This is a genomic window from Commensalibacter communis (assembly GCF_947179015.1).
In the GTDB taxonomy this organism is placed as follows: Bacteria; Pseudomonadota; Alphaproteobacteria; order Acetobacterales; family Acetobacteraceae; genus Commensalibacter; species Commensalibacter communis.
In genome coordinates this window covers 558,623-574,318 of the sequence record NZ_CAMXCM010000001.1, presented here as the reverse complement: position 1 = coordinate 574,318, position 15,696 = coordinate 558,623, and the positions used below count along the sequence as shown (strand labels likewise).

At 36.1% G+C, this 15,696-nt stretch carries 17 protein-coding genes; 8 read left to right on the top strand and 9 right to left on the bottom strand.

Annotated elements, in window-relative coordinates:
- The first annotated feature begins 101 nt into the window (after nt 1-101).
- Complete coding sequence (locus PQG54_RS02690; protein WP_271789009.1) at nt 102-1,019, top strand: class I fructose-bisphosphate aldolase; 918 nt, start codon at nt 102-104, stop codon at nt 1,017-1,019.
- Nucleotides 1,020-1,090: 71 nt separating this feature from the next.
- Here PQG54_RS02690 and PQG54_RS02685 read toward each other — a convergent pair whose 3' ends face one another.
- From PQG54_RS02685 to PQG54_RS02675, 3 genes are read right to left on the bottom strand one after another with little or no spacing between them, the layout of a single operon-like run.
- A complete protein-coding gene (locus tag PQG54_RS02685) occupies nt 1,091-3,133 on the bottom strand; it encodes a hypothetical protein (RefSeq protein ID WP_271789010.1) in 2,043 nt (680 codons plus the stop codon).
- 43 nt (nt 3,134-3,176) lie between these two features.
- Nucleotides 3,177-4,163 (bottom strand): glycosyltransferase family 2 protein, encoded by a 987-nt coding sequence (locus PQG54_RS02680; protein ID WP_271789011.1) that lies wholly within the window; start codon nt 4,161-4,163, stop codon nt 3,177-3,179.
- Nucleotides 4,160-4,543 carry a GtrA family protein gene (locus PQG54_RS02675; protein WP_271789012.1) on the bottom strand — a complete coding sequence of 128 codons (384 nt, stop codon included), beginning with the start codon at nt 4,541-4,543 and terminating at the stop codon, nt 4,160-4,162. The genes PQG54_RS02680 and PQG54_RS02675 overlap by 4 nt, the downstream gene beginning before the upstream one ends.
- A gap of 248 nt (nt 4,544-4,791) precedes the next feature.
- On the opposite strand from PQG54_RS02675, the gene thiE reads away from it, so the two are divergent.
- Nucleotides 4,792-5,433, top strand: a complete 642-nt coding sequence (gene thiE, locus PQG54_RS02670) for a thiamine phosphate synthase (protein ID WP_271789013.1) — start codon at nt 4,792-4,794, stop codon at nt 5,431-5,433.
- 50 nt (nt 5,434-5,483) lie between these two features.
- On the opposite strand, the gene PQG54_RS02665 is transcribed toward thiE, so the two are convergent.
- Both PQG54_RS02665 and epmA read right to left on the bottom strand, forming a co-directional pair.
- Nucleotides 5,484-6,218, bottom strand: coding sequence for a fasciclin domain-containing protein (locus PQG54_RS02665; protein ID WP_271789014.1), 735 nt, complete (start codon nt 6,216-6,218; stop codon nt 5,484-5,486).
- 141 nt (nt 6,219-6,359) lie between these two features.
- A complete protein-coding gene (gene epmA, locus PQG54_RS02660; protein ID WP_271789015.1) occupies nt 6,360-7,349 on the bottom strand; it encodes an EF-P lysine aminoacylase EpmA in 990 nt (329 codons plus the stop codon).
- Nucleotides 7,350-7,460: 111 nt separating this feature from the next.
- On the opposite strand from epmA, the gene PQG54_RS02655 reads away from it, so the two are divergent.
- The 4 genes from PQG54_RS02655 to PQG54_RS02640 all read left to right on the top strand — a co-directional run bounded on the left by PQG54_RS02655 (nt 7,461) and on the right by PQG54_RS02640 (nt 10,939).
- Complete coding sequence (locus PQG54_RS02655; protein WP_271789016.1) at nt 7,461-8,480, top strand: lysine-2,3-aminomutase-like protein; 1,020 nt, start codon at nt 7,461-7,463, stop codon at nt 8,478-8,480.
- Between the two features lie 86 nt (nt 8,481-8,566).
- A complete protein-coding gene (gene efp, locus PQG54_RS02650; protein WP_271789017.1) occupies nt 8,567-9,133 on the top strand; it encodes an elongation factor P in 567 nt (188 codons plus the stop codon).
- A 139-nt stretch (nt 9,134-9,272) separates the two neighbouring features.
- Complete coding sequence (locus PQG54_RS02645; protein ID WP_271789527.1) at nt 9,273-10,100, top strand: inositol monophosphatase family protein; 828 nt, start codon at nt 9,273-9,275, stop codon at nt 10,098-10,100.
- Nucleotides 10,101-10,162: 62 nt separating this feature from the next.
- Nucleotides 10,163-10,939: an OmpA family protein gene (locus tag PQG54_RS02640; protein ID WP_271789018.1), complete on the top strand. Its 777-nt coding sequence runs from the start codon at nt 10,163-10,165 to the stop codon at nt 10,937-10,939.
- A gap of 3 nt (nt 10,940-10,942) precedes the next feature.
- Here the strand turns inward: PQG54_RS02640 and PQG54_RS02635 are convergent, their stop codons facing one another.
- The 3 genes from PQG54_RS02635 to PQG54_RS02625 all read right to left on the bottom strand — a co-directional run bounded on the left by PQG54_RS02635 (nt 10,943) and on the right by PQG54_RS02625 (nt 12,814).
- Nucleotides 10,943-11,536, bottom strand: coding sequence for a DJ-1/PfpI family protein (locus PQG54_RS02635; RefSeq protein WP_271789019.1), 594 nt, complete (start codon nt 11,534-11,536; stop codon nt 10,943-10,945).
- Nucleotides 11,537-11,690: 154 nt separating this feature from the next.
- Nucleotides 11,691-11,816 (bottom strand): type B 50S ribosomal protein L36, encoded by a 126-nt coding sequence (gene ykgO / locus PQG54_RS02630; RefSeq protein ID WP_034336436.1) that lies wholly within the window; start codon nt 11,814-11,816, stop codon nt 11,691-11,693.
- Between the two features lie 80 nt (nt 11,817-11,896).
- A complete protein-coding gene (locus tag PQG54_RS02625) occupies nt 11,897-12,814 on the bottom strand; it encodes a hydrogen peroxide-inducible genes activator (RefSeq protein ID WP_271789020.1) in 918 nt (305 codons plus the stop codon).
- Nucleotides 12,815-12,936: 122 nt separating this feature from the next.
- On the opposite strand from PQG54_RS02625, the gene PQG54_RS02620 reads away from it, so the two are divergent.
- Nucleotides 12,937-13,485, top strand: a complete 549-nt coding sequence (locus PQG54_RS02620; protein ID WP_271789021.1) for a peroxiredoxin — start codon at nt 12,937-12,939, stop codon at nt 13,483-13,485.
- Between the two features lie 127 nt (nt 13,486-13,612).
- A complete protein-coding gene (locus tag PQG54_RS02615) occupies nt 13,613-14,323 on the top strand; it encodes a type 1 glutamine amidotransferase (protein WP_271789022.1) in 711 nt (236 codons plus the stop codon).
- On the opposite strand, the gene glmM is transcribed toward PQG54_RS02615, so the two are convergent.
- A complete protein-coding gene (gene glmM, locus PQG54_RS02610) occupies nt 14,320-15,681 on the bottom strand; it encodes a phosphoglucosamine mutase (protein ID WP_271789023.1) in 1,362 nt (453 codons plus the stop codon). The two genes, PQG54_RS02615 and glmM, sit on opposite strands and share 4 nt — an antisense overlap.
- Between the last annotated feature and the right edge of the window lie 15 nt (nt 15,682-15,696).

Here is a 15,696-nt window from a genome sequence, read left to right as displayed (position 1 = left end):
ATTAACGCTTGTTTATTGCTCACTATAATATGAATAGCAATTTTAAATCATTTATATTAAATTCTGAGCTATAAAATTAACTACTAATAGGTAAATTAAGCATGAAACTCACTCCTGAAGTGAAGCGTATTCTCGATAATTATGAAACAGATAGCGCTGCAACGAAAGCTAACCTTGCCCGTCTTTTAATGCACGGAAAACTTGGTGGTACAGGAAAATTATTGATCCTACCCGTTGATCAAGGTATGGAACATGGGCCTGCACGCTCTTTTGCGGCTAATCCCGCTGCTTATGATCCACATTACCATTATAAAATGGCTATTGATGCTGGTTTAAGTGCTTACGCAGCTCCATTAGGTGCATTGGAATGTGGTGCTGTTTCTTATGGTAATCAAATTCCTACTATTTTAAAGTTAAATAATGCCAATAGTTTAAGTGACATTAAAAACCAAGCAATCACAGGTTCTGTCCAAGAGGCTGCACGTCTAGGGTGTGTTGGTATTGGTTATACCATCTATCCAGGCAGTGATTATTGTTATGAGCAAATGGATTTCTTACAAGAATTAATCAGAGAAGCTAAAGCAGCAGGATTGATCTCTGTTGTCTGGAGCTATCCTCGTGGTGGTCCATTCTTGGATAAAGCTGGTGAAACTGCTGTTGATATTTGCGCATATGCTGCGCATATTGCTGCGCAAATGGGTGCACATATCATTAAAGTAAAACCTCCTTCAGACCATTTATGTTTACCTGCTGCTAAAAAGGTATATGAAGATCAAAAAATTGATATTTCTACGTTAGCAAAACGTGCGGAACATATTATGCAATCTTCATTTGCTGGGCGCCGTTTGGTATTATTCTCTGGCGGGGAACAAACAAATGATGAAACCTTGTATAACACTTTCCAAAGCCTAAAAGATGGTGGTGCAACAGGTGCGATCATAGGAAGAAATACATTCCAACGAAAACGTGAAGATGCTTTGGCAATGCTAGAAAAAATTGTTAATATCTTTAAAGGTTGATCTACTAATTAATTTCAATTGTTAAAAAAAAGGAGCTTTAAAGCTCCTTTAATATTTAAATTAATCATAAATCATAATGCTGAAATGATTAATGCATCGCAACCGGAACTTTTATTTTTCTCAATCACTATTTTCGATAAAATGTTTTGCCAAGGCATCATATCAATATTGACTTCTCCACCATGAGGTAAGTCAATTTCTTTTGACGGAGCGCCTGCACCTGAAATGGAAATCTTAATCGTATCTTGTTGGTTACACTCCATATTAGTTGATTGTATTTTTAATTTAGGGACATTCTGGAGTGTCCATTCTATAATTGTTGGCGTATTCTCTCCAGGATGAGTGGAAATAATACCCGTATCACTATCTAATGATGCTCCACCATAAATATCTCCTTTAGTAATATGTGCGGTTAAAAAAGAAAGATACAGACCTTTATTATAGATTGACTTCCATTGGGGGTAATATTGATAATATTGAGCTAAAAATTCATTAACCTCAACAGGAGTAAAAGCTCTTTCTTTTTTATAAATCCAAGCTGTTGCATTATCATCGAGTTTATAGGAATGACCAACCGCGATATAGGCTTTACCAACATTGTGATGCTGCAATAAATTATTTACAGGAATTGTTATAACTCTTTGATTACTCTCACCTAAATGTGTTTGAGGAGGGTCAACAATAATCATATAATTTGATAAAAAAGGATTAACTCTTATCTGATCTCGCAAATCTACCTGTGAAGTATAGACAATATGATTACTTAACTTTTGATTTGATATAGTATTTAACATCTCATCATTTAACACATGATTTGAACTTAAAATAGATACAGTCTGACTATCCCCGACTAATTTCTCTATATCTTTTTCCAATTGAACATAAGCAGAGTAATTGTCTACTCTTAATGGCAAGTGTTTAGAAGGAAACATTTTTTCCTGTAAAGCTGTATATGGTTTGCGATTAAACAAACTATTTTGATCGATATACCCCAAAAAACATATAAGACAACCAATAAAAAATACAGAAAAAATAGATTTAGAGATACGATTATTCAACCATACGATTGAATAGCAAGCGATAAACAACATCCATAATGCAAAAGGTAAGTTATGCTGCATTCCTGGACTTTGCGTTCGAGTAAAGAGAAAAAATGTAAATAGCAAATTAAATAAACAAAAAAAGATAAAAATCTTTTGTTTTTTATCTTTTACAAATAAACTAATTACTACTCCTAATGCAACTAATGGCAAAATATAATAACCACAACTATTAAACAAAGATACGATTGAATAACTCATACCTCCCTGATAAGCTGCATATATATCTGAATAATTCGTATTAATAATTCTATGTATTAATCCTCTTTGAAAAATGACAGCAAGTATACAACTGGTGGTTCCAGAAATAAAAAAAGAAATAAAAACCGTTCTAAATTTCAACCAAATACGACTTTTGTCAAAAAACCACAAATAATTTAATATAGGTAGTGAAATATATAAAGAAACAACTGTATATGCATACCAACGACGTAATACAAAAGGAGCCCATAATAAGATACCTAATATTAACATCTTTTTTATTTGAATTTTATTACCAATATCAAATTTAAATTGATACAAAATTGCGAGTAATATAAATAATAGTCCACAAATATCAGGATAGCCTGCCAAAATAGGTGTCCAAAAAGCTACAAAAGTCGCCGGTAATATTATTGATATCACCCAACTGCTAACTAATTTTTTATTGTCAACAACAAAGTGGCAAAATATGTATGAAAATAAAAATATGACTGGTATGTAATAAAAAACGGATATGGATAAAATATAAGACAACCTTGAAGGTAATGGTAATATACTAAATATTGTTGGTAAAATAATTGGCAATACATTATAATCGTTATTGCTAATAGAATTTAAGGAAAATTTAAATGCTTGAAAAGGCTGATGCGCAAACCTTGTAGACATATCTTCCCAAAAACGCCAATAGCCGCTATAATCCCAATAATAAATATTCTGCTCAGACATAATAAAATATGTTGTATGAGCAATAATAAATAAAATTATCAATAATATGAATATAATTTTAAAATATAAGAAACGGTATTGTTTCACTTTATTTACCTTTAAAACACTTAAATATAATTTATGACAGTATTTAGTCAGTTGTCTGTTCATCTATAAAAAATTTTGGACGTTGCTTGGTTTCCAAATAGATCTTACCAACATATTCTCCTATCACACCCAGTGAAAGTAATTGAACCCCACTGAGGAAAAAGATAGAAATAATCACTGAGGTCCATCCCTCAATAACTTGTCCAGTAAATTTAGCAACTAGAATATAAATAATCGCTAGAAAAGAAAAGAAACATGTCAAAAACCCTAAAGCACAAATTAAACGCAAAGGAGTTACTGTCAACGAAGTAACTCCTTCTATCGCCAACCCTAACATCTTTTTCAATGGATACTTTGATTCACCTGCGACACGTTCTTCACGTGTATAAAACACCTTATCACTATTAAAACCAAGTAACGGAATTAATCCTCTGATATAAAGATTTTGTTCTTTAAATTCTAACAAGGCAGCCAAAGCTCTTTTACTTAACAACCGATAGTCAGCATGATTTTCAATCTGATTAACGCCCATTGCTGACATAGATCCATAAAATATATTCGCCGTATTTCGTTTAAAAAAACTATCTTTCGAACGATCGTTTCTGACACCATAAACAATATCATTACCGAGCATATATTTATCAATCATTTGCTCAATGCACTTTATATCATCTTGCAAATCGGCATCAATACTTATACAAACATCTGTGTCAACAACTGACAACCCAGCAATTAAAGCTGTTTGATGTCCACGATTACGGGATAACTTTAGCCCTTGAACATAATCTAGTTTTTTGGCTGCCTCTGTAATTTGCAACCATGTATTATCTTTACTACCATCATCAACAAATAAAATGCGACTATTCTTTTCGATTTTTTTTCTTAAAACCAAATCAGTTACAATTTTATTTAATGCATCAACACAATATATAAATACCTCTGCCTCATTATAACAAGGCACCACAATGGTTAATGAAGGAACAGTTCTCATTATTTGTAAAGCGGAATCGCCCGATGTTTGATTATTCATTTCATGACCCACATTTTATTTAAAATAAACCCAGTAATTGTATAAAATCCCATGCCCCAGAACTGTGCAAGATATATTCTATACTCAGCTAAATGCATTTTATTGGGACAAAGTAAGAAAAAAACCTTCATTGCAATCAAATTCACCAAATAAGAAATGAAACAAACAACCAAGAATTTTAAAAGCTTTGTGAAACTTAGTGTTGCTGAAAATGTAAAAACTGAATTGAGAATAAAACTGAAAATAATACCCACAACATAGCCAGATGCATTTGCCACGTACAGACCTATACCGTAATACGTCAAGGCAATAATCACAATCATAGTCAGCAAGGTATTCGCAAGACCAACAATAATATATTTACTTAAAACAACCCACATTTTATCAATTTCAAAATTACGTATAAAGCATTAATCGGTTAAATCACATTTTAAGTAAAGACAAAATACCTGATGTCAAAATACATTATTTATAAAGCAATAAATATAATCTCAGTGATAAAACAAAAACACTTTTAGTATTCTTACTTACATTTTTTCATGTTTTGCATTGCACATATACTCTCCTATGGTCACTTTTAAATCTTAATGTTATTCTGATCGTTAAATTCAACATATTGAGACGAACGATGAATGCTTGTGAACTTTATTTAATAACCCCTCCCACCTTGGATCCTATACAATTTAAACCTTTACTTATCGAAGCATTGGAAGCTGGTCCAATTGCAGCCTTGCAACTGAGATTAAAAAATGTTTCAGATGATGAAATTCGTAAAGTAATCGATATATTACAACCTGTCGTTCAGGATAGGAATGTTGCATTCATTTTAAATGACCGTCCTGATTTAGCCAAAGAATATGGCTGCGACGGCGCCCATGTTGGTATGGATGATGCCCCGATCGAATTAGCAAGATCACAATTAGGAAATGATTTACAATTAGGTGTTTCTTGCTACGACAGCCGGGACATGGCTATGAAAGCTGGGGAAAAAGGGGCAGACTATATTGCTTTTGGTGCTTTTTTCCCAACAATATCCAAAGATACCGATGTCAGAGCACCCATTGAACTATTAAGTTGGTGGTCAGAAATGATGGAGCTACCTGTTGTTGCAATTGGTGGAATTACAGCAGAAAATTGCAAACCGCTTGTCAAAGCTGGTGCTGATTTCTTATCCGTCATTGGTGCAGTTTGGAGGCATCCTGATGGACCAGCAAAAGGTGTCCAAAACATGTTAAGAGCAATTATAGAGGCTGAAGAAGAAAAACAATAAGTTTCGATTCTGTGAATATCACTTTATTCACAGAATAATTTTATCTTTAATCATTTAACAAAATTTAGTAGACCTTGGCTGACATACAAAGTGCCGTTTGCTTGGGGAATACCGTTGACCCAAATTTTATTGATCTGCCCAGCTTTATTTTTAGTGGCGAATTCACCTGTTTGAGGATCAAATACCACAATTAGTTTTTCATTATAAAATGTCGTCAACTCAACAGACCCGCCATTTTTTAAGGCTAGTTTTCTAAGTTTCTCTGGTGAGTAGTTCCCTAAAACAATAGTATAACCCATTAATTGTTTTAACAAATTTTCATTTTGAACATCCATTAATGAACCTTCTACAGCAAAGGTTGGATGTTCCATCGGATTATTTGGAACGGCAAAAACAGTATAAGGTCCTTGACGTTCAACCAAAGCAAGCAATCCTGTTTTGCTTAAGGCCTCTTTATAATCTGTTAGAACGATAGAGGCACGCAATGTTTGATCAATTGTCTCATCTGTATAGACGGGCATATCAGGCACTGGGAACTCTTTAGCCCCAGTGTAAGCAGGAATAAAATAAGATTGCGTATTCCCTTTTACAAAATAAGTATCTTTTTTTGCCGTATGACGACAATACCAAGAGGGTGTTCCCTGCCACTGACATTCGCGTTCATGTTCTGGCACACCGCCACATCCAGCCACAGCAAGCACGCCTACCATTCCTAACAGTGTTCCGATTATTGATTTTTTTTTGTGAACAATAACAGCAAATTGTTGTGCTTTTGACTGCGACATGGTCTTTTTATTCCCTTAAAGAACAGTTGAAATGAATTAAATCATTCTTGTATCTAGGTTTTATCTTTTCTTAACCATTTCGACAAGCTCTCTCATACTGTTTTTCATAAGATATTTGCCGATGAACAAATATCTTTTATTTTATATCCACAGAATATCCCGAATATTTTTGACACCTGTTGCTAACATCACCAATCGATCAAACCCCACCGCAATACCAGAGCAAGGTGGCATTTTCGACAAAGCACTTAAAAAATCCTCATCAATTTCCCATCGAGTAGCCTCAGGATACAATTCTGTTCGTTGTTGCCGATCGATAAGAAATCGTTGACGTTGCTCTACAGGATCGGTTAATTCTTCAAAAGCATTTGCCAACTCTAATCCGCCAGCATAAAGCTCAAAACGTAAAGCAACCCTTTTGTCGTTCGAATCTATTTTTGCCAAAGCGGCTTGTTTTACTGGCCAATGCGTTAAAAAGGTCGGGCGATCCCTTCCAATATTCGGTTCAATTTTTTCTAGTAACAATCGAAAAAATAAATCCTCCCACGTTTCCCCTAATCGTAATTGGCATCCTGCTGCATTTGCTAGTATTTGAGAGTCGTCAGGTAAAGATAAAATATCAACCCCAACATATTTTTGAAAAGCCTGCTGGACTGTTAATCGTTCAAACGGCACACCAAAACGGATTTGATGATTAGAATATTCTATTTGTCGAGGAAATAAGACTTTACACAATCTCTCTGTTTCATCCATTAATTCAACCATTGAACAATGAGGATGATACCACTCCAACATTGTAAATTCAGGCGAGTGAGATGGTCCGCCTTCCTTATTCCTCCAAACCCTTGCTAATTGATAAATAGGTTGATGCAACTCTGCAACAATCCGTTTCATGGCAAATTCAGGGCTTGTATGTAAAAATAGCTCTTTTTTTCCCCCTTGAGGCGTTTCATACATTGAACTAAAGGGTTCTAGATGTACTTCTTCGCCTGGTGCAGAAACTAGATAAGGAGTTTCAACTTCTAAATAATTACGAGCATCAAAAAAACTTCTGATTGCCTTTATCATTAATTGCCGTCGTTTCAACAATGGCAAACGATCAAATAGAGAGGCGCGATCTAATCTATTCACTAAAGAGTCCTCGTATTTCTCTTAATTTGCTTTACATCCTTCTATTAAATATGCGATTTTTCTGTTTTTACAAACTTGTATCTTTAATCTACATAAAAGCCTTATTCCTTTATGACCTCAAAAACACTTCGCACTGTTCATGATCTTTTAGAAAATAATCTTATTTCTGAACAAGATTTGACACAGTTAAACGAATTATCAAAAATCTATACAATTGCTGTGTCCTCGGAAATGGTTGATTTAATTGCATGTCCTGAGGATCCAATTGGATTGCAATATGTCCCACATCCTGATGAGCTGATAACACATCCAGATGAACTGAACGATCCCATTGGAGATGAAGCACTCTCCCCTATTCCAGGCATTGTCCATCGTTATGAAGATCGCGTTTTGTTAAAACCGTTACTTATATGTCCCGTTTACTGTCGCTTTTGTTTCCGAAGGGAACAAATAGGACCTGAAAATGGATTATTAACCGATCTTCAACTTGAAAACGCACTACACTGGATTGAGAACCACCAGCAAATAAAAGAGGTTATCTTATCGGGTGGGGATCCTTTTGTCTTATCTCCTCGTCGTATGCGTTTTATTATACAACAACTCGACCAAATACCTCATGTTACAACAATTCGTATTCATACGCGTGTTCCGTTTTCTGCACCCAGTCAACTTACCAAAGAATTTATTGATAGTTTAGAAACAGATAAAGCCTTATGGGTTGTTGTACACGCCAATCATCCCAATGAATTTACACCTGCAGCTCATCAAGCAGTTAAAAATTTAGTTAAAAATGGCATTCCTTTATTAAGCCAATCCGTTTTATTAAAAAATATTAACGACAATGTTGCAACACTTGAATCCTTACTACGTCATTTTGTTGAGTGGCGTATCAAACCTTATTATTTACACCAACTTGACAAAGCCCCAGGTACAGCACGCTTTTATGTTCCTATCGATGAAGGAAGGCAGCTGCTTAGTGCTCTACGCGGACGGGTGACTGGACTGGCATGGCCAACTTATATCCTCGATATTCCAGGAGGATATGGCAAAGTGCCCATTGGACCTGATTACTTTAATCCACAAACTCCTAATTATGTGCTTGACCCCAATAAGAAAATACATCAAATTTAAAAGATGAGAGATGTGAATAACTTGCCTTTTTCGAGTTTACAGATTATACATCTTCCTTTTACTCGTTTATTTTTTAGAGAGAACTAATGAAACAACAGGCAAACCAAATTCGTGCGGGCCAAGTTATTGAACATGAAGGTCGTCGCTGGTCTGTCCTTAAACAACAAATTATCACGCCAGGCAAAGGTGGTGCATTTATCCAAGTGGAAATGCGCGATCTAAAAACAGGAAATAAAACCAACGAACGTTGGCGTACTGCTGATACCGTAGAGCGTCTGATGGCCGAAGATAAAGAATTTACGTATTCTTATGAAGATGGCGATAATATCGTGTTAATGGATCCAGAAACTTATGATCAATTTTTGCTTCATAAAGATATTTTTGGGGATCTATTACCTTTCTTACAAGATAATATGAAAGTAATCGTAAGATTAATTGAAGGGGATCCAGTTTCTGTTGAGCTTCCTGCACAAGTTACTTTGGAAGTAGTCGAGGCAGAACCTGTTGTCAAAGGACAAACAGCAAGCTCTTCATATAAACCAGCGATGTTATCTAATGGCGTTAAAACAATGGTTCCCCCATTCGTTGAAGCCGGTGAAAAAATTGTTGTTAAAACCGAAGATGGCAGCTACGTTGAAAGAGCTAAATCCTAGATTTTACATAAGGTTTATCCCTTATTCTACATAAAAAAGATGTCTGTTTACACATATCCAAACAGACATCTTTTGATGTTTTGTTAATTATTTACTACCAAGCCCTTTCTTTATAATATTCAGGAACTTGCTTATGGCTATGCGACTTTCTCCTCATATGATGGTAATGCAAAACGCTGCACAAAAAGCTGCACGCGGTTTATTGCGAGATTTTAACGAAGTGGAAATGCTTCAAGTCAGTGTTAAAGGACCAGGAGATTTCGTGTCTCAAGCAGATTTGCGAGCCGAATCCACGATTCGCACAGAGCTTGAAAAAGCGCGCCCTGGATATGCTTTTTTGATGGAAGAAAGTGGATATTCCGGCAGTGATAATTGGAGCTGGCGTTGGATCGTTGATCCATTAGATGGCACGACCAATTTTTTACATGGCATCCCACACTGGGCGATTTCAATTGCTTTACAAAAACGTAATGACAATGGCGATATCGAAATTGTGTCTGGTCTTGTATACAACCCCGTTGCGAATGAAATGTTCTGGGCTGAAAAAGGGATTGGCGCATTTCTAAATGAACGCCGCCTACGTGTATCTGCAAGAAGGGATATGTACCAAGCCGTGTTTGCAACGGGCATTCCTTTTGCAATTTCTACTGAAGAAAAAAGAAAAGGGTTTGTACAAACTGTAAGCTCATTAATGCCTCAAATAGCTGGGTTACGGCGTTTTGGCGCTGCTGCTTTGGATTTGGCATGGGTGGCCGCTGGCCGATATGAAGGTTTCTGGGAGCTTGGGTTAAAGCCATGGGATGTTGCTGCAGGATTGATTTTAGTCAGAGAAGCTGGTGGGCATGTCTCTGATATCCAAGGAAATCCTTTGAATGACATTGGTATGTCTGTAGATACTGTTGCTGCCAATGCCGCATTATTTTCTACAATCAGAGAAATTATCTCGGATAATACTCCAAACAAATAATGAATTAATATATTATTCTTAAGTGCGTTTATTTTAAAGAAAGTTGATTGTTAGGCTATATTATGAATTTTCCTTTATTTCCTCTATCTCCTTTTTCTCTTCTAAAAAAAAGAAATCAACTTTTTTTAACCTCTGCTTTTGCTAGTTTAGTTCTATTATCCACACCCAATGCTATTGCCCAAGTAAGTGTCAATCACTCTGCTTTGAGCAACTTGGGAGACGGTCATAAAACTAAAAATAAAGAAGCAAAAAAAACCAATAAGCATTCTGATAAGAAAAAACATCAAAAAGAAAAAATTACAACACCAGTAGAAACAAAGCCACCAGCAAGCGCAAAACCTGCTGTGTCAGCAACAATCCCCCCTGCACCACCTCCTGTGCCTGTATTTAAAGATGCAAATATTGTCGTGCCATTACATCCCCCTGCACCACCAGAGATGCCTAAAGTTATCAAAGAGGTTAAAGGAGAAGTACGTGCTACGTCAAAACATACATTACTTATTTTTGATCAAAATAGTGTAGATTTAAACGAATCCATGATGAAAGCCATTATGGACTATGCCAATATGTTAAAACAACATCCTGAATCTACAGTTTATTTAAATGCCTATAGCCATGGCAATGCCGATGATTTATCAACACCTCGTCGTATGGCATTAAATCGTGGGTTAGCTATTCGCGCTGTTTTGATTAACCAAGGTATTCCCTCAACACGTATATATTTACTCGCCAAAGGAATACCCGAAGCGCAAGATAAAGACCTTAGTGCAGATCATGTAGAAATGATTCGATCTGACTTGGCAAACAAACCTGAAAAGCCTGCTCAGCACCGTCAATAAACGTCACATTGGCTCAGCAAAAGGGTCATTGTAACTTTGATTATTCCATACATACTCCATTGAATCAGCAATCAATCTCGAACGTTCTTGACCATATAAATCTGCAACGAATCCTAAAGCCATATCTGTACCAGCTGATATGCCTGATGAAGTGTAAAAACAAACATCAATACACCAACGTGCATGATACTGCCAATTGACTTGGGGATTAACCGACGTCACCCAAGACCATGCTTTTTTGTTTGAAGTTGCTGTTTTACCTTCTAATAATCCCGTTTTGGCAACCAGTGCTGATCCTGTATATACCGTTAAGCAATAAGATGCTTGTGGAATAATATGTGTTAGCGCCTTGGTGAACCCAACGTCATTAACCAAAGATCGTGTCCCTATCCCTCCTGGGATAAATATGATCGAATCTGAAAATATTGTTAATGGCATTACTTCAGTCATAATGGGTACGTGATGAGAGCTATACACTAATCCACCTACTAATGAGCAATAATGTAAAGTGAATTCGCTAACCTCCCCAAAAACATCTACGGGACCAAAAACGTCCAGCGTGCGGAAATTATCAAATAACAATATATAAATATTCATTCATATATCCCCCACAAAATAAATATCAATATTATGATTAAAGACATATAAATGCAAAAAAAGGCTTCTATTTATAAAAATAGAAACCTTTTTAAACTCATATTCATAAAAGATCATCCTCGTAAAAGGATGTTCTATAAGTAAATAAATAAGATTAACCTTGACGTGCTTTCATACGTGGATTTTTCTTATTAATAACATATACTCTTCCATGACGACGAACGATACGGCAGTCTTTGTCACGCAATTTAGCCGAACGTAAGCTGTTTCTAATTTTCATAATTTCAATTCCACCCAAGGCAATAAATTCGAAAGTTAGCTCTTATATAAAGAAAAATAAGAAAAAGTCAAATCCTAAGACTATATTTTTAAATTTTGGAATACTTTTTCGAATTGTTTGAACTCGCTTGCTCTTAAAGAATTACGTCGCCAAGCCAAACCAATCGTTCTGCATGTTGGATTTCCATCTAAAGGACGAACTACAATATCAGAACGATCGCCAATTTCACTTTCTATTGCCATTTTGGGTATAAAAGCTACACCTAATCCAATTCCAACCATATTAATAATTGTTTTAAGCGAAGAAGCCGTAAAATCATTATGAGAATCTGAAACGGTTTTAAAATTTTGCCCTTGTCTACACATATCCAATGTTTGATCCTTCAAACAATGACCATCTTGTAAAGAAATAATCTCTTTAGCTTCAATTTGATCCAAGCGAATACGATCAAATTGTTCCAGTGGGTGATCTTTAGGCATAATAATAAAAAAATCGTCTTTAAACAAAAAGAAAGTTTCCGCGCCGCTACAATCACATGGCATCGCAATCACCAATAAATCCAGATGACCGATGGCAAGTTTTTCCATTAAATTCTCTGTCAAATCTTCGTGAAGGCTCAACGTTAATTTAGGATAATTGTGTCTTATATTCCGAATAACATCAGGAAGTATATAAGGAGCTACTGTGGGTATAATTCCAAGTCTTAGCGAAGATGAAAAAGGTTCCTGTACGAAATGAATAACATCTCGAACCGATTCAAGCCCTTGTAACGCAACCTTTGCTTGAATGATAACCTCTTCACCTATTGGCGTGAAGACTACCCGTTTTCCAGCTGTTCGGTCTAAAATAGCGACATCAAATTGACGTTCTAAATTTAATATGCCTGCAGACAAAGTCGATTGAGTAACAGAGCAAACATTTGCAGCTCTGCCAAAGTGTCTTTGCTCAGAAAGAGCAATCAAATAACGCAGCTGTTGTGGTGAAGGAAGAATGTCCATCGATTTTTTCAATCATTTATTACAAAAGAATTCATTTGAATATTTAATCATACATACCCATAAATAGATATAGAGTATAGAGCAATCTATTCCTGTTTTTTATTTTTTATATGGAGATAATCATGTTAACAGTTGGCGATCAATTCCCATCATTTAGCTTAGATGCTGTTGCTGCTGGACAAGCAGGCTTGGATCAAGGTGCAGAAGGCAAATTCCAAACCATCTCTAACAAAGATGATAGCGGAAAATGGAAACTATTCTTTTTCTGGCCAATGGACTTTACGTTTATTTGCCCAACAGAAATCGTTGCCTTTAGCGATCTACAAAAAGAATTTGCTGAACGTAATACTGCTGTTTATGGTCTTTCAATTGATTCTGCTTTCGTTCATTTAAATTGGCGTTTACACAACGACCAGTTGAGAAACTTAGAAATTCCAATGCTAGCAGATAATAAACGTGAGCTTTCTTCAGCACTTGGTGTATTGCACTATGCTGCAGGCGTAAACCTACGCGCAACATTCATTGTTGATCCTACAGGCGTTATCCGCCATGTCAGTGCAAATGATTTATCAGTTGGCCGTAATCCAGCAGAATTCATTCGTATTCTTGATGCATTACAAGACGGTGGTTTGTGCCCATGTAGCTGGAAAAAAGGTGAAGCAACTCTATAATTTTACATAAAAAATTATAGATAAACCTTGTCATAAAGCCCTTATTATGCAATAGGGGCTTTATTTGTTTAATGTTTGCACTATATACTATAAACAATAGTAAAATTTGTATTTGGAATGGTCTAAAATGAGAGCTATTATTTTACAGCATGCGATTTTCGAAGGCCCTGGGTATATTTTATCATGGCTACATGAGCAAGGCATTGCATCAGATATCTGCTTCTTGTATAAACCCGATTCCCCTCTTCCGAATATTGAATCTGCCAACCTATTAATTATTTTAGGTGGCCCAATGAGCATATATGATGAAGAGCAATATCCTTGGCTTAAAAAAGAAAAAGAACTTATTAGACAAGCAATTGAAAATAACATTCCAACATTGGGTATATGTTTCGGTGCACAATTAATTGCCGATATTTTTGGAGCAAAAGTACGTTCTTCTCCTCATAAAGCTATTGGTTGGTATCCTATAAAAGCGGAATCAACTTCTAAAAGAAACTGTTTTCATTTCCCAGACCATTTTACAAGTTTATTTTGGCATAAAGACGAATTTGAGCTGCCTGAAAATGCAACATTACTTGCATCCAGCTCAATATGCGAAAATCAAGCATTTCAAATTAAAAATCATGTTATTGGGCTGCAATTTCATGCACAAACAACACCTTATCATTTGCAAAGCATGATTAATAACTCATCCTTAGACTTAACAAATGATCGTTATATTCAACCTTCTCAGCAACTCTTATCCGCACCAGCCAGTTTCTTTGTGCAAAGTAACCAGCTGATAAACAATGTAATTTCCTATTTGTTATTAAAATCAAAAAGAAAACAAAGCTAGCAGTCTTTGACATTCTGAATTACATCACATAAATGGGTTAATATTCGATCAACACTAGCATAATCCTCTGCCTCTGCCATAACGCGTATCAGAGGTTCAGTGCCGCTTTTTCTTAGAATAATACGACCATCTTTACCTAATTGCTCTTCAGCTTCTCTTAATGCGTTTTTTACATTTTCATGAGTCAGAGGATCGCTTCCTTGAAAACGTATATTTCTTAATTCTTGCGGGAATGGAGAGAATTTATTACAAACAACGCTCGCTTTTTCTTTTCTTTCGACCAAAACAGCTAACACTTGTAACGCAGCTATTAAACCGTCTCCTGTCGTTGAAAAATTGGACAAAATCATATGCCCAGATTGCTCTCCGCCAATGATACACCCAAGCTCGCGCATTTTTTCAACAACATAGCGATCTCCAACTTGTGTTCTTAATAATTCGATATTTTGAGATTTAAAAAAACGTTCTAATCCCATATTTGACATAATCGTTGCAACAACATGTTTATTGGGCATATATCCTTTCTCAGCCCAAGAAGATGCAATCACAGCGAGAATTTGATCACCATCAAGAACTTTTCCAGTTTCATCAACCAGTAACATTCGATCTGCATCACCATCAAGGGCAATGCCAATATCTGCTTGATGTTCAATAACAGCTTGGCATAATGCCTCTGGATGAGTAGAGCCACAATTTTTATTAATATTAAATCCATTGGGTTTGCATCCTAACGAAATAACTTCTGCTCCTAACTCCCATAATGCTGCCGGGGCAACTTTATAAGCTGCGCCATTCGCACAATCAATGACAATTTTTAATCCATTAAGGCGATATTGCCTTGGAAAAGAAGCCTTTGCATGTTCAATATAACGTCCAGCAGCATCATCTAAACGAACAGCTCGTCCTATATGTTCAGGGCTAGAAAGACGATGAGAGAGGTCAGATTGTATTAATCGCTCAATTTCAATTTCCTGAGCATCAGAGAGCTTAAACCCATCACGATCAAAAATCTTAATACCATTATCATAATATGGATTATGTGACGCAGAAATCATAACCCCCAAATCAGCACGCAACGACCGTGTCAGCATTGCAATCGCTGGTGTGGGCATTGGCCCTACCACGATCACATCCATCCCTGCGGATAGAAACCCTGCAATCAGTGCGCTTTCAATCATATAGCCTGACAAACGTGTATCTTTGCCAATCAAGACTTGATGTCGTCTTCGATCTCCTTCGTCCATAAATAACAAACCAACCGCCTGCCCCAGCTTTTGTGCGACCTCAACAGTCATTGGATTACTATTTGCCGTACCACGAATTCCATCAGTGCCAAAAAAAACTCTTTGATTACTCATCTGTCTTTCCAAGGT

What these genes read in the sequence shown, in the direction of transcription:
- PQG54_RS02665 (WP_271789014.1), bottom strand. Translation starts at nt 6,218, where the DNA reads ATGTCGCAGTCAAAAGCACAACAATTTGCTGTTATTGTTCACAAAAAA.
- PQG54_RS02640 (WP_271789018.1), top strand. Translation starts at nt 10,163, where the DNA reads ATGAATTTTCCTTTATTTCCTCTATCTCCTTTTTCTCTTCTAAAAAAA.
- PQG54_RS02680 (WP_271789011.1), bottom strand. Translation starts at nt 4,163, where the DNA reads ATGAATAATCAAACATCGGGCGATTCCGCTTTACAAATAATGAGAACT.
- PQG54_RS02645 (WP_271789527.1), top strand. Translation starts at nt 9,273, where the DNA reads ATGCGACTTTCTCCTCATATGATGGTAATGCAAAACGCTGCACAAAAA.
- thiE (WP_271789013.1), top strand. Translation starts at nt 4,792, where the DNA reads ATGAATGCTTGTGAACTTTATTTAATAACCCCTCCCACCTTGGATCCT.
- efp (WP_271789017.1), top strand. Translation starts at nt 8,567, where the DNA reads ATGAAACAACAGGCAAACCAAATTCGTGCGGGCCAAGTTATTGAACAT.
- PQG54_RS02620 (WP_271789021.1), top strand. Translation starts at nt 12,937, where the DNA reads ATGTTAACAGTTGGCGATCAATTCCCATCATTTAGCTTAGATGCTGTT.
- PQG54_RS02690 (WP_271789009.1), top strand. Translation starts at nt 102, where the DNA reads ATGAAACTCACTCCTGAAGTGAAGCGTATTCTCGATAATTATGAAACA.
- PQG54_RS02615 (WP_271789022.1), top strand. Translation starts at nt 13,613, where the DNA reads ATGAGAGCTATTATTTTACAGCATGCGATTTTCGAAGGCCCTGGGTAT.
- PQG54_RS02635 (WP_271789019.1), bottom strand. Translation starts at nt 11,536, where the DNA reads ATGAATATTTATATATTGTTATTTGATAATTTCCGCACGCTGGACGTT.
- PQG54_RS02675 (WP_271789012.1), bottom strand. Translation starts at nt 4,543, where the DNA reads ATGTGGGTTGTTTTAAGTAAATATATTATTGTTGGTCTTGCGAATACC.
- glmM (WP_271789023.1), bottom strand. Translation starts at nt 15,681, where the DNA reads ATGAGTAATCAAAGAGTTTTTTTTGGCACTGATGGAATTCGTGGTACG.
- PQG54_RS02655 (WP_271789016.1), top strand. Translation starts at nt 7,461, where the DNA reads ATGACCTCAAAAACACTTCGCACTGTTCATGATCTTTTAGAAAATAAT.
- ykgO (WP_034336436.1), bottom strand. Translation starts at nt 11,816, where the DNA reads ATGAAAATTAGAAACAGCTTACGTTCGGCTAAATTGCGTGACAAAGAC.
- PQG54_RS02625 (WP_271789020.1), bottom strand. Translation starts at nt 12,814, where the DNA reads ATGGACATTCTTCCTTCACCACAACAGCTGCGTTATTTGATTGCTCTT.